General features: G+C 70.9%; 12 protein-coding genes. 6 read left to right on the top strand and 6 right to left on the bottom strand.

Annotated features, from left to right (window positions below; all coding sequences use genetic code 11):
• Positions 1-49: 49 nt before the first annotated feature.
• The 4 genes from modB to R9X44_RS22625 all read left to right on the top strand — a co-directional run bounded on the left by modB (position 50) and on the right by R9X44_RS22625 (position 6,786).
• Positions 50-835, top strand: a complete 786-nt coding sequence (gene modB, locus R9X44_RS22610; RefSeq protein ID WP_319816251.1) for a molybdate ABC transporter permease subunit — start codon at positions 50-52, stop codon at positions 833-835.
• Positions 832-1,878 (top strand): ABC transporter ATP-binding protein, encoded by a 1,047-nt coding sequence (locus R9X44_RS22615; RefSeq protein WP_319816252.1) that lies wholly within the window; start codon positions 832-834, stop codon positions 1,876-1,878. Before modB ends, R9X44_RS22615 begins: the two co-directional genes overlap by 4 nt.
• A gap of 96 nt (positions 1,879-1,974) precedes the next feature.
• Positions 1,975-5,940 carry a bifunctional nitrate reductase/sulfite reductase flavoprotein subunit alpha gene (locus R9X44_RS22620; RefSeq protein ID WP_319816253.1) on the top strand — a complete coding sequence of 1,322 codons (3,966 nt, stop codon included), beginning with the start codon at positions 1,975-1,977 and terminating at the stop codon, positions 5,938-5,940.
• Between the two features lie 159 nt (positions 5,941-6,099).
• Positions 6,100-6,786 carry a Crp/Fnr family transcriptional regulator gene (locus R9X44_RS22625; RefSeq protein WP_319816254.1) on the top strand — a complete coding sequence of 229 codons (687 nt, stop codon included), beginning with the start codon at positions 6,100-6,102 and terminating at the stop codon, positions 6,784-6,786.
• A gap of 25 nt (positions 6,787-6,811) precedes the next feature.
• Here R9X44_RS22625 and R9X44_RS22630 read toward each other — a convergent pair whose 3' ends face one another.
• From R9X44_RS22630 to R9X44_RS22650, 5 genes are read right to left on the bottom strand one after another with little or no spacing between them, the layout of a single operon-like run.
• Positions 6,812-7,705 carry an MBL fold metallo-hydrolase gene (locus R9X44_RS22630; protein ID WP_413774972.1) on the bottom strand — a complete coding sequence of 298 codons (894 nt, stop codon included), beginning with the start codon at positions 7,703-7,705 and terminating at the stop codon, positions 6,812-6,814.
• Complete coding sequence (locus R9X44_RS22635; protein ID WP_319816255.1) at positions 7,705-8,529, bottom strand: NUDIX hydrolase; 825 nt, start codon at positions 8,527-8,529, stop codon at positions 7,705-7,707. Before R9X44_RS22635 ends, R9X44_RS22630 begins: the two co-directional genes overlap by 1 nt.
• A 40-nt stretch (positions 8,530-8,569) precedes the next feature.
• A complete protein-coding gene (locus R9X44_RS22640) occupies positions 8,570-9,028 on the bottom strand; it encodes a RidA family protein (RefSeq protein ID WP_319816256.1) in 459 nt (152 codons plus the stop codon).
• Positions 9,025-9,183 carry a DUF4177 domain-containing protein gene (locus R9X44_RS22645; protein ID WP_319816257.1) on the bottom strand — a complete coding sequence of 53 codons (159 nt, stop codon included), beginning with the start codon at positions 9,181-9,183 and terminating at the stop codon, positions 9,025-9,027. Before R9X44_RS22645 ends, R9X44_RS22640 begins: the two co-directional genes overlap by 4 nt.
• Before the next feature lie 17 nt (positions 9,184-9,200).
• A complete protein-coding gene (locus R9X44_RS22650) occupies positions 9,201-10,115 on the bottom strand; it encodes a slipin family protein (RefSeq protein ID WP_319816258.1) in 915 nt (304 codons plus the stop codon).
• Between the two features lie 141 nt (positions 10,116-10,256).
• Here R9X44_RS22650 and R9X44_RS22655 point away from each other — a divergent pair, with 141 nt between their 5' ends.
• Both R9X44_RS22655 and R9X44_RS22660 read left to right on the top strand, forming a co-directional pair.
• Complete coding sequence (locus R9X44_RS22655) at positions 10,257-11,243, top strand: ArsA-related P-loop ATPase (RefSeq protein WP_319816259.1); 987 nt, start codon at positions 10,257-10,259, stop codon at positions 11,241-11,243.
• Positions 11,240-12,373 (top strand): ArsA family ATPase, encoded by a 1,134-nt coding sequence (locus tag R9X44_RS22660; RefSeq protein WP_319816260.1) that lies wholly within the window; start codon positions 11,240-11,242, stop codon positions 12,371-12,373. The genes R9X44_RS22655 and R9X44_RS22660 overlap by 4 nt, the downstream gene beginning before the upstream one ends.
• Positions 12,374-12,430: 57 nt before the next feature.
• Here R9X44_RS22660 and R9X44_RS22665 read toward each other — a convergent pair whose 3' ends face one another.
• Positions 12,431-12,739, bottom strand: coding sequence for a WhiB family transcriptional regulator (locus R9X44_RS22665; protein ID WP_123669798.1), 309 nt, complete (start codon positions 12,737-12,739; stop codon positions 12,431-12,433).
• Positions 12,740-12,873: the final 134 nt, after the last annotated feature.

Here is a 12,873-nt window from a genome sequence, read left to right on the forward strand (position 1 = left end):
CCTCAGGTCACAAAGCCCCCGAAGCACGAGGAAGGAGACGGAACACGGCATGGCCACGCGCAAGACACGTGCCCCATGGATGCTCGCCATCCCCGCCGCCATCGCCCTCGGCTTCCTCATCCTCCCCCTCGTCGGCCTCCTCGTGCGCGCCCCCTGGCGCACGCTCCCCCAGCGTCTCGCCGAACCCGCCGTCCTTGAGGCGCTGCGCCTTTCCCTGGTCAGCGCGACGATCGCCACCGCGGTCTGCCTTGTGCTCGGCGTCCCGCTCGCGTGGGTGCTGGCGAGGACGAACTTCCGAGGCAGGCGACTCGTCCGCGCGCTGGTGACGGTCCCGATGGTGCTGCCGCCGGTCGTCGGGGGTGTGGCGCTGCTGCTCGTCCTCGGCCGCAACGGGCTCGTCGGCAGGTACCTTGACGACGCCTTCGGCATCACCCTCCCGTTCACGACGGCAGCCGTGGTCGTCGCCGAAGCGTTCGTGGCGCTGCCGTTCCTCGTCATCACCGTCGAGGGCGCGCTCAGGGCCGCCGACCCCCGCTACGAGGAGGCCGCCGCGACGCTCGGCGCGTCACGCTGGACGGTGTTCCGGCGGGTCACGCTGCCGCTCGTCGCGCCCGGCGTGCTCGCGGGCGGGGTGCTGTGCTGGTCGCGCGCGCTCGGCGAGTTCGGGGCGACCATCACCTTCGCCGGGAACTTCCCCGGCGAGACCCAGACGATGCCGCTCGCCGTCTACCTCGCGCTGGAGACCGATCCGGAGGCCGCGATCGTGCTCAGCCTCGTGCTGCTCGCGGTCTCCGTGGCGATCCTGACCGCGCTGCGCGACAGGTGGATCCCATGAGCGGCCTGCGCGCCGGGATCGGCGTGCGACGCGGCGGATTCCGGCTCGACCTCTCCCTGGACATCGCCGGAGGGGAAGTCGTCGCCCTTCTCGGCCCGAACGGCGCGGGCAAGACAACCGCTCTGCGCGCGCTGGCGGGCCTTGTCGACCTTGACGAAGGCGAGATCCACCTCGGTAAGACGCGGCTCGACGCGCTCCCGGTCGAGCGGCGGCCCGTCGGCATGGTCTTCCAGGACTACCTTCTGTTCCCGCACCTCTCGGTGCTGGAGAACGTCGCGTTCGGGCCGCGCAGCCGGGGCGTCAGGGCGGCCGCCGCACGCGAGCGCGCAAGGGCGCTGATCACAAGGGTCGGCCTCAAGGGACACGAGAAGGCACGTCCCCGAGAGCTGTCCGGCGGGCAGGCGCAAAGGGTGGCGCTCGCCCGCGCGCTGGCGGTCGAACCCGAACTGCTGCTTCTCGACGAGCCCCTCGCCGCCCTCGACGCGCACACCCGCCTGGAGATCCGGGCCTGGCTGCGCGCCCAGCTCGCCGACTTCGGCGGCGTCGTCGTCCTGGTCACCCATGACGCGCTCGACGCGATGGTCCTCGCCGACCGCATCGTCGTCATCGAGGACGGCCGCGTGGTCCAGGAGGGCGCGCCCGGCGACGTCGCGCGCCGCCCGCGCACCGACTACGTGGCCCGGCTCGTCGGCCTCAACCTGTACCGGGGGAAGGCCGAGGGCGGCCAGGTGGACGTGGGCGGGCTGCGCCTCACGGTGTCCGAGGCGGAGGACGAGCCGCTCGACGGCCCCGCGTTCGTGGCGTTCGCGCCGGGAGCCGTCGCGCTGTACCGGACGCGTCCCGACGGCAGCCCGCGCAACCTGTGGGAGGCGACCGTGGAGGGGGTCGAGCGGCAGGGCGGGACCGTCCGGGTGCTGCTCGGCGGGCCGCTCAGGGCCGCCGCCGACGTGACGCCGGCCGCCGTCGCCGATCTCGCGCTGCGGCCGGGGGCGACGGTCTGGGCGTCGGTGAAGGCCACGGAGACGCACGCCTATCCCGCGTGACCTCACCGTGACCGGTGGGCGCTTGTGTGGCGGACGTAACCCGGCGTTACCGGGCTGTGTGACATTACGGTAACGAGGGCTTCTTACCGTTTGCTGGTGAGTTCTCGCAGCGTGAAGACGGTCTGTGCCTACTGCGGCGTGGGCTGCGGCCTCGTCCTGGAGATCGCCGACGGCAAGGTCGTCAAGGCGTCCGGGGACAAGGCGCACCCCGCCAACTTCGGCCGCCTGTGCACCAAGGGGGCCACCACCGCCGACATGCTCGCCGCGCCGGGCCGCCTCACCACGGCCCTGCGGCACACCGACGGCGGCCCGCGCCCGACGGACGCCGACGCGGCGATCACCGAGACCGCGCGCCGCCTCCGCGCGATCCTTGACGAGCACGGCCCGGACGCGCTCGCGTTCTACGTCTCCGGCCAGATGTCCCTTGAGGCGCAGTATCTGGTGAACAAGCTGGCCAAGGGGTTCGTGCGGACCAACCAGATCGAGTCGAACTCGCGGCTGTGCATGGCAAGCGCGGGCACCGGATACAAGCTGTCGCTCGGTGCGGACGGCCCGCCCGGCTCCTACACCGACTTCGAGCACGCCGACCTGTTCCTGGTGATCGGCTCGAACATGGCCGACTGCCACCCGATCCTCTATCTGCGGATGATGGAGCGGGTGAAGCAGGGCGCGAAGCTGATCGTGGTCGACCCCAGGCGCACCGCGACCGCCGCCAAGGCCGACCTCTTCCTCCAGATCAAGCCGGGGGCCGACCTCGCGCTGCTGAACGGCCTGCTGCACCTGCTGGTCGAGGCGGACGCGACTGACCCGGAGTTCATCGCCGCGCACACCGAGGGCTGGGACGCGATGCCCGCGTTCCTCGCCGACTACGACCCGGCGACCGTCGCGTCGCTCACCGGCCTGGCCGAGGCCGACATCCGGGAGGCCGCCGCGCTGATCGCGGGCGCGCCGAACTGGATGTCGTGCTGGACGATGGGGCTCAACCAGTCCACGCACGGCACATGGAACACCAACGCGCTGGTGAACCTGCACCTGGCGACGGGCGCGCTGTGCCGCCCTGGCAGCGGCCCGTTCTCCCTCACCGGCCAGCCGAACGCCATGGGCGGCCGCGAGATGGGCTACATGGGCCCAGGACTGCCCGGACAGCGCTCGGTGGTCTCCCCCGCCGACCGCGCCTTCACCGAGGACGTGTGGGGCCTGCCCGAGGGCACGCTGCGCACCGACGTCGGCAAGGGCACCGTCGAGATGTTCCAGCGCATGGCCGAGGGCGCGATCAGGGCGTGCTGGATCATCTGCACGAACCCCGTCGCGTCGGTGGCCAACCGCAGGACGGTCATCGCCGGGCTCGAGGCCGCCGAGTTCGTCGTCGCGCAGGACGCGTTCGCCGACACCGAGACCAACGCCTACGCCGACCTCGTACTGCCCGCGGCCCTGTGGACCGAGGGCGACGGGGTGATGGTCAACTCCGAGCGCAACCTCACCCTCGCGGCCAAGGCCGTCGAGCCGCCCGGCCAGGCCCTGCCGGACTGGCAGATCATCGCGCGCGTCGCGTGCGAGATGGGCTTCGCCGACGCCTTCACCTACGGCAGCGCCGAAGAGGTCTTCGAGGAGCTGAAACGCTTCCACAACCCCGTGACCGAGTGGGATCTGCGCGGCGTCACCTACGCCAGGCTGAGGCGCACCCCCGTGCAGTGGCCCGCAGCCGACCCGCAGGGCGACGACCGCAATCCCGTCCGCTACCTCTCCACCGGAACCCTCTCCTTCCCCACGCCGAGCGGCAAGGCGGTCTTCTACCCCCGCCCGCACCTCGACCCGGCCGAACTCCCCGACGACGACTACCCGTTCACCCTCAACACCGGCCGCCTGCAGCACCAGTGGCACACGCTCACCAAGACCGGCAAGGTCGCCAAGCTCAACAAGCTCAACCCCGGCCCGTTCGTGGAGATCCACCCGTCCGACGCCGCCGCCCTGGGGGTCGCGGACGGCGACGAGATCGAGGTGGCCTCCCGGCGCGGCCGCGCGGTGCTGCCCGCCGTGGTGACCGACCGGGTGCTGCCCGGCTGCTGCTTCGCCCCCTTCCACTGGAACGACCTGTTCGGCGAGTACCTCAGCGTCAACGCCGTCACCAGCGACGCGGTGGACCCGCTGTCCTTCCAGCCCGAGTTCAAGGTCTGCGCGGTCGCGCTGACCCCGGTCGCCGCCCCCGCCCGCGTGGAGGCGCCGCCCGCCGAGCTCCCGGCACCCGGCGAACTCAAGCCGCAACCGACCGTAGCGACCGCCTCTGACATTCTCGGCGGCGAGCTCCCGCCGCCGCCCGTCCTGGACGCGCCGGGCCGCCGCTACCTCGCCGGTTTCCTCGCCGCGCTGAAGACCTCGCCGCCCGCCCCCGGCGAGGTCCCCGTGCTGCCCTCCGGCGCTCCCCTGACGGCCGACGAGGCCATGTGGATCAACGGCATGCTCGCGGGCCTGTACAGCCGTGACGGGGCCGTCCCCGGGCCCTCCGCGCCCGCGCGGACCGTCCTCGTCCTGTGGGCGTCGCAGACCGGCAACGCCGAGGAGTTCGCCGCCGACGTCGCCCGTCGGCTGGCCGGGGCCGGATGGAGCGCCCCCCTGGTCAACATGGACGACACCACGCCCGAGGCGCTGCGCGAGGCGTCCGAGGTGCTGCTGATCACCAGCACGTTCGGCGACGGCGACGCTCCCGACAACGGCTCGGGCTTCTGGGACTCCCTCGCCTCCGCGCAGGCCCCGCGCCTCGACGGCGTCCGCTACTCGGTCCTTGCCTTCGGCGACTCGAACTACGACGACTTCTGCGGCCACGGACGCCGCGTCGACGCCCGCCTTGACGAGCTCGGCGCGGTCCGGATCGCCCCGCGCGTCGACTGCGAGCCCGACTTCGCGCCCTCCGCGACCCGCTGGCTCGACCAGGTCGTCACGGCCCTCGCCCCCGGCGACGCGCCCGCCCCGCCCAGCGAGGCCGCCAAGCCCGCGAGCAAACCCGCCCCCGCGAAGGCCAGGCTCGTCGGAAACCGTCTCCTGAGCCTCCCCGGAGCCGCCAAGGAGGTCCGCGAGTTCACCTTCGACATCTCCGGCACCGACCTTGTCTACGAGGCGGGAGACGCCCTCACGATCCGCCCGGAGAACTGCCCTGACCTCGTTGAGGAGTGGCGTAAGGCGGCCCGGCTGCCCGACGAGATGGATCTCGCCTCGCGCGACCTCACGAGGATCACCCCCTCCCTCCTGCGCTTCCTGTGCGACCGTACGGGCGACAGGTTGCTTAAGAAGCTCCTGCGGCCGGGCAACGAGCACGAGCTCGCCAGGTGGTCGTGGGGCCGTCAGGCGGTCGACGTGGTCGCGGAGTTCCCCGTGGAGGCGTCGGCGGAGGAGTGGGCGGAGATCCTGCGGCCGCTGGCCCCGCGCAGCTACTCGATCTCCTCAAGCCCGGCCGCGAGCCCCGACGAGATCAGGCTGACGGTCTCGGTCGTCCGTTTTGAGAACCCGGGAGGCAGGATCAGGAAGGGCGTCGCGTCCACCTACCTCGCCGACGCCCCCGCGGGCACCGAGGTCGCCGTCGCCGTCCAGCGCTCCCCGCACTTCCGCCCGCCCGCCGACCCGAACACCCCGATGATCATGGTCGGCCCGGGCACCGGCGTCGCGCCCTTCCTCGGCTTCCTCGACGAGCGCGCAGCGCGCGGCGCACGGGGACGGAACTGGCTGTTCTTCGGCGAACAGCGCGCGGCGACCGACTTCTACCACCGCGAACACCTCAAGGCGTGGCACGGCAGCGGCTTCCTCACCCGCCTCGACCTCGCGTTCTCCCGCGACCAGCGGGCCAAGGTCTACGTGCAGGACAGGATGCGCGAGCACGGCGCGAAGCTCTGGGAGTGGCTCGAGGAGGGCGCGCACTTCTACGTCTGCGGCGACGCCCGGCGCATGGCCAAGGACGTCGACGCGACCCTTCGCGGGATAGCCGCCCTGCACGGAGGGCTCAGCCCGGAGGCCGCCGAACGCTATGTAAAGAAACTCGCCAGCGACAAAAGGTACGTACGCGACGTTTACTGAAGTTACCTGAGAGTAAGCTGTTGCCCGGGACACCGGCTGATGCGAGAGCCCAATGGATCGGTAAAGTCAGGACTCGGACGCGCCAAGACCCCACGTTCACCCGCTCGGTGCGAGGTGCGTCACACTGGGCATACAAGTGCGTGTTCGGGAGGAGAAGGCGTGTCGGACCGCGATATCGAAGTACTCAGTAAGGCTCCGCTGTTCCAGGCGCTCGACGACGCCGGCGCGAAGGCGCTGCGCGCCCACGTCAGCGAGGTCCGCCTGGCCAGGGGCCAGAGCCTCTTCCACGAAGGGGACACCGGCGACCGGCTCTACGTCGTGCTCGACGGCAAGATCAAGCTCACCCGCATGGCCCCCGACGGCCGCGAGAACCTGCTGAGCGTGCTCGGCCCCGGCGAGATGTTCGGCGAGCTGTCGCTGTTCGATCCCCGGCCGCGCACGGCAGGCGCGATCGCGGTGACCGAGTGCCGGCTGGCCGGGCTCGGCCACGACGAGCTGCGCCCGTTCCTGACCGCCCACCCGGAGGTCGGGATCGCCCTGCTGCAGGCCCTGTCGGAGCGGCTGCGGCGCACCAACGAGGTGATGGCCGACCTGGTCTTCACCGACGTGCCGGGCCGCGTCGCCAAGGCCCTGCTCGACCTCGCCGAGCGGTTCGGCCAGCCGACGGACAACGGCCTGCACGTGCACCACGACCTCACCCAGGAGGAGCTGGCGCAGCTCGTTGGGGCGTCGCGCGAGACCGTCAACAAGGCGCTCGCGGACTTCGCGGCGCGCGGCTGGCTGCGGATCGAGGCCCGCGCGGTGGTCATCCTCGACATCGAGCGGCTGCGCAAGCGGTCGAAGTAGCCGTCCGGCCGCGCCCTGCCCAGGTTCAGCGGCCGGACGCGAGGTAGTCCATCTGGGCCTGGACCGACCACTCGGCGGCGGGCCACAGCTTACGGTCCACGTCCGCGTAGACGGTCTCGACGACCTCGCGGGCCGTCGTCGCCCCTGCCTCAAGCGCGCTCCTGACCTGCTCAAGGCGGGCCCTGCGGTGCCCGAGATAGGCCGCGACGGTCTTGGCCGGGTCCTCAAGGACGGGTCCGTGGCCGGGCAGGATCCGGTCGATCCCGTGCTCGGCGGCGTGGTCGTGCATCCGCTGGAGCGAGTCGAGGTAGTCGCCGAGGTCGGAGACGATCGTGGTGCCGTAGCCGAGCACGGTGTCCCCGGTGAGGACCGACCCCTCCGCGGGCAGCCAGAACGACAGGGAGTCGTGGGTGTGCCCCGGCGTGCCCCACACGTGCAGCTCAAGGCCGCCGACCTCGATGACGTCGCCCTCGGCGAGGCCCTCTCCCCCGTGCCTGTGCGTGGGGTCCAGCGCGCGCACGGGTGCCTTGGTCATACGGGAGAACTTCTTGGCCCCCGCGGCGTGGTCGTGGTGGCCGTGCGTCAGCAGGATCTGCCCGACCTCGAGGCCGCGCGCCCTGACCTCCGCGAGCACCGCCCGCAGGTGCTTTCCGTCGTTCGGTCCGGGATCGACCACGACCGCGCGGTTCGCCCCTGGTTCGGCGAGAATCCAGGTGTTGGTGCCGGTGAGCGTCATCGGTGACGGGTTGACGGCCAGGACGGCGGCCGCGCGCTCGGTGCCGCCGATGACGGTCTCGGGCAGCCCGCGCGCGTTCAGCCGGCCGAAGAGCCCTCCGCGCGACCCGAGCATCGCCGCGGCCGCCGAGGGCTCGGACAGGAACTTGCGGATCGCCTTGATCTCACCCAGCGAAATACCCATCACGCCCCATATTGGTGCGAAGCCTCGTCTGGAAGGACAAGATACGGAACGCCGTCGATGATCTTCGCGTCGGGTTGGTGCACCGCGAACCTGTGGTCAGCGGCGAGCACCTCGGCGACGCTCCCGTAGGTCGTCAGGCTCGTCAGCATGGCGATGGTCGGGGGGAGCATGAACATCTCGCCCCTGCCCACCTGCTCCAGCGCGTCGGCGGGCCGGACCCAGGCGACCCTGTCGGCCTCAGTGCTGACGTCAAGGGCCCGCTGTCCCTCCGGCAGGGCCGCGACGAAGAAGCGGGTGTCGTACCTGCGGCTCTCTATGACGGGCGTAATCCAGTGCCCCCAGGGCCGCAGAAGGTCGGCGCGCAGAACGAGGCCGTGGGCGTCGAGGAATCCCGCGAGGGAGTGGGTGCGGTCGAGCAGGGCGAGGCGGTCGGCCTCGAACGGCGTCGTGTCCTCCACGATCTTCTCCGGGGACTGCCCCGCGAGCAGGACGTGCGCCTCCTCGAACGTCTCCCGGACCGCCGCGCACACCAGGGCGCGCGCGGTGCCCTCGTCCGCGCCGAACACCTCGCCCCACGCGGTGAAGTCGGTGCCCGGCTGCGCGTACTCGGCGTCCCGGGCGTCGACGCCGCCGCCGGGGAAGACGTACGCCCCCGGCGCGAACGCCATCGAGGAGACCCGCCTGAGCAGGAAGACCTCGAGTCCGTCCCGGTCCCGCAGCAGCAGCACGGTGGCCGCGTGCTTCGGGACCGGGGGCACGGCGCGCCCGGACTCCAGGTCCCGGATCCGCTCCAGGAACTCGGCGGGAAGTTCAAGTCCGTTCATGCCGGACAATCTGTGCGCTGTACAACCGATAAGTCAAGCGTTACCTGACTTCGGCGATCAGCTCCACCTCGACCGGCGCGTCGAGCGGCAGCACCGCGACGCCGACGGCGCTGCGCGCGTGCACGCCCGCGTCGCCGAAGAGCTTGCCGAGCAGCTCACTGGCCCCGTTGACGACCGCGGGCTGCCCGGTGAACTCCGGCGCGCTTGCCACGAACCCGACGACCTTGACGATGCGGACGACGTCGTCGAGGTTCACCTGGGAGGCGAGGGCGGCCACCGCGTTCAGCGCGCAGGTGGCGGCGAGCTCGGCGGCACGCTCGGGCGACACCGCCGCGCCGACCTTCCCCGTCTCGGGCAGCTCGCCCTTGACCAGGGGGAGCTGCCCCGAGGTGTACACGTAGTTCCCGGATCGCACGGCCGGGACGTAGGCCGCCAGCGGCTTGGCGACCTCGGGCAGCTCAAGGCCCAGCTCGCGCAGGCGCTCCGCGACCGCGCTCACGGCAGCGGCCGCTTGAAGTAGGCGACCAGGGTGTCGCCGCCCTGGGGTCCGGGGACGACCTGGACGAGCTCCCACCCGTCGGCGCCCCAGTTGTCGAGAATCTGCTTCGTCGCGTGGATCAGCAGAGGTGCTGTCGCGTACTCCCACTTGGTCATGGGACCAAGCGTAGAGGTCACTCCCGGTCGAGCGGCCGCACGGGCTCCTCGAGCGTGCGGTCCACCGCGGGCGCCTCCTCGACCTTGGGCAGCCCCTCGATCGCCGCCTCGAGCGCCGGAGGCTCCTCGATCGGCTCGGACGTCGCGGCCGTGGGCTCGGCGACGCCGCCGGGGGCCATCTTGTCGAAGAAGCGCAGCAGCTCGACCGGCAGCGGCATGATCAGCGTGCTGTTCTTCTCCGCGGCCACGTCGGTGACGGTCTGCAGGAGGCGCAGCTGGAGCGAGGCGGGGTCCTTGGACAGCTCGTGCGCGGCGGCGGCGAGCCGCTTGGACGCCTGGTACTCGCCGTCGGCGGTGATGATCCGCGCGCGACGCTCACGCTCGGCCTCGGCCTGCCTGGCCATCGACCGCTTCATGCCCTCGGGCAGCGACACGTCCTTGATCTCGACGCGCTCGATCCGGACGCCCCACGGGCCCTCGGTCATCTCCTCGATGATCTGGCGCAGCGCCGCGTTGATCTTGTCGCGCTCCGACAGCAGCTCCTGCATCTCGGCCTTGCCGATGACCGAGCGCAGCGACGTCTGGGCGACCTGGGAGACGGCGTACACGTAGTTCTGGACGTTGACGATCGCCTTGCTCGGGTCGATCACCCTGAAGTAGACGACCGCGTTGACCTGCACCGTCACGTTGTCCTGGGTGATGCCGTCCTGGCTCGGCACGCCCATCGCGATGGTCTGCATGTTGACCTTCTGCAGGCGGTCAACGACCGGGACGATCAACGTCAGGCCGGGACTGCGGACGCTTTCGGTGAGCAGGCGGCCGAAGCGGAACACGATGCCCAGTTCGTACTGCTGGACGACGCGCACCCCCAGCGCCGCTCCGATGAGCAGAAAGAAGATCAGAACGCCGAGAATGATGATGAGTACTGACATCGCGCACCTCCCAGGGAGACGTGGTGCATATCAGACGGGACAGAGTCCGTCGCCGTTCCCAGCCTAGGCGGCCACCGCGTGTCAGGGATTACTTATCGGCGCACTGATGATCTTCAGGGGGCGAACGATAACCTCGAAGGCGTGAGCGTTGAAGACACCGATTGGGACGGCGTGCGGCTGCACATCGTCACCGGCAAGGGCGGGACGGGCAAGACGACGGTGGCCGCGGCCCTCGCGCTCGCCCTGGCGTCCGGCGGCAAGAAGGTGCTGCTCGTCGAGGTCGAGGGCAGACAGGGCGTCGCCCAGCTGTTCGACGTGCCCCCGCTGCCGTACGAGGAGCGCAAGGTCGCGGTGGCGCACGGCGGCGGAGAGGTCTTCGCCCTGGCCATCGACACCGAGGAGGCGCTCATCGAGTACCTCGAGATGTTCTACAACCTCCGCCGCGCCGGCAAGGCGCTCACCAAGCTCGGCGTCATCGACTTCGTCACCACCATCGCGCCCGGCCTGCGCGACGTGATCCTCACGGGCAAGGTGAGCGAGTCGGTGCGGCGCAAGGAGGGCAAGCGGTTCAAGTACGACGCCGTCGTCATGGACGCGCCCCCGACCGGACGCATCACCCAGTTCCTCAACGTGTCCGACGAGGTGTCGAATCTGGCCAAAGTCGGCCCCGTGCGCAACCACGGCGACCTCGTCATGAGCGTCATCAGGTCGCCGCAGACCCGGGTCCACTTCGTCACGCTCCTTGAGGAGATGCCCGTCCAGGAGACCCTCGACGGCATCCGCGACCTCGGCCAGTCCGGGATCGGGATCGGCGGCGTCATGGTCAACATGGAGCGGCCCGCGATCCTTTCGCCCGAGGCGCTGGAGGCCGCCGGCAAGGGCGAGCTCGACCTTGACGAGATCACGCGCGGGCTGAAGGCGTCGGGGCTCGAACAGCACGCCGCGGAGTTCGCCGCCGCGCTCGCCGCCGAGGCCGCGGAGCACTCCCAGCGCACCGGCCTCGAGCAGCGCGAGAAGGCGCGGATCACGCACCGGCCGCGCTACGACCTGCCCTTCCTGCCCGACGGCATGGACCTCGCCGGGCTGTACGAACTCGCCCAAGCCCTGCGCGACCAAGGAGCGGCGTGAAGAACCTCGACATCGACGCGCTGATAGACGACCGGCGCACCCGCATCATCGTGTGCTGCGGCGCGGGCGGGGTCGGCAAGACCACGACCGCGGCGTCCCTCGGCGTCCGCGCCGCCGAACGCGGCCGCGACGTCGTCGTCCTCACCGTGGACCCGGCGCGGCGGCTCGCGCAGTCACTCGGGCTGTCCGAGCTCGACAACAGCCCGCGCAAGATCGGCGGGATCGGCGGCGACGGCGAGCTGCACGCGATGATGCTCGACATGAAGCGCACCTTCGACGAGATCATCGAGGCGCACTCCGACCCCGACCGGGCCAAGCAGATCCTCGCCAACCCCTTCTACCAGTCGCTGTCCTCGTCGTTCTCCGGGACGCAGGAGTACATGGCGATGGAGAAGCTCGGCCAGCTGCACCGCAGCCACGCGTGGGACCTCATCATCGTGGACACCCCGCCGTCGCGGAACGCGCTCGACTTCCTCGACGCGCCCGAGCGGATGGGCCGTTTCCTCGACGGCAGGTTCATCAAGCTGCTGCTCGCGCCCGCCAAGGCCGGGGGACGGCTCGGCATGAAGGTGTTCACCGCCGGGTTCAGCATGGTGACCGGGGCCGTCACCAAGGTGCTCGGCGGGCAGCTGCTGAAGGACGTCTCGACGTTCGTCACCGCCTTCGACACGGTCTTCGGCGGGTTCCGCGAGCGCGCGGAGAAGACTTACGAGCTGCTGAAGTCGCCGGGCACCGCGTTCCTCGTCGTCGCCGCGCCGGAGCCCGACGCGCTGCGCGAGGCCACCTACTTCGTGGACCGGCTGAACTCCGAGCGGATGCCGCTCGCCGGGCTCGTGGTGAACCGGATGGCGGTCTCGGCGGCGCACTCGCTGTCGGCGGCGCGCAGCGCGGCCGCGGCGGAGATGCTGACCGAGCGCGGCGACCACGCGCTGACCGCGTCGCTGCTGCGGCTGCACGCCGAACGGATGCAGCTCGCCGCCCGCCAGGAACGGCTGCGCGACCACTTCGCCGCCGCCAATCCGACGGTCCCGGTGACGACGGTTCCCGCGCAGGCCGAGGACGTCCACGACCTCGGCGGGCTGCGTGTCGTGGGCGAGGCGCTGGCCACATCCGGCCAGGGCGCGATCTGACATTTAGGACGAAGAAGACCCGGGTACCAAGGGAGGTACCCGGGTCTTCTTGTCAGGTCAGCTCGCGACGAGCTCGTCCGAATCGTCGGAGGTGCGCTCGTACTCTTCCTTGGCCGTCTCCAGCAACTCGCGCCAGGACGTCACGCCGGGCTTGCGCCGCAGCAGCGCGCGCCGTTCCCGCTCGGTCATACCGCCCCACACACCGAACTCGATCTTGTTGTCCAGCGCGTCGGCCAGGCACTCTGTTCGCACCGGGCAGCCCCGGCAGATGAGCTTGGCTCGATTCTGAGCCGCGCCCTGAACGAACAGGGCGTCCGGGTCCGCGTTACGGCAGGCGGCACGGGCGGTCCAATCCGTGATCCACATCTTGGCCCCACTCCCCTAGGGTCTTGTGTAGTTGTGCGCTCCTTGGCCAGACGGGCGCGGACGTCAGGCCGCCAAAACAAAAGCCGTGGGGAGAAACTTACGGAAGCGAGGGGCGATTCAACAGACCCCAGAGG

It is taken from the genome of Actinocorallia sp. A-T 12471, assembly GCF_033875155.1.
Classification (GTDB): domain Bacteria; phylum Actinomycetota; class Actinomycetes; order Streptosporangiales; family Streptosporangiaceae; genus Actinocorallia.